Genomic DNA, 245 nt, shown 5'->3' with positions numbered 1-245 from the left:
GAGCTTGTACTTTGAAAACTAAATATTATCTAATTTCTTTATTAACAAAACAATAAACCGAGAACACCGCGTTATTTGAGTTTTAATTAACGAAAAGAATCGCTAACTCAATTAATCAAACAATCATCGATTGTTTAGGTTAAGTTATGAAGGGCGCATGGTGAATGCCTTGGTACTAGGAGCCGATGAAGGACGGGACTAACACCGATATGCTTCGGGGAGCGGTAAGTACGCTTTGATCCGGA

General features: G+C 38.4%; 1 rRNA gene. It reads left to right on the top strand.

The window, feature by feature from the left end:
• Window positions 1-137 precede the first annotated feature (137 nt).
• A 23S ribosomal RNA gene (locus tag H5S39_RS11765) occupies window positions 138-245 on the top strand; the annotation flags it as partial.

The sequence above is a fragment of the Limosilactobacillus rudii genome (assembly GCF_014145455.1).
Classification (GTDB): Bacteria; Bacillota; Bacilli; order Lactobacillales; family Lactobacillaceae; genus Limosilactobacillus; species Limosilactobacillus rudii.
This window is presented reverse-complemented; position numbering and strand designations above follow the sequence as displayed.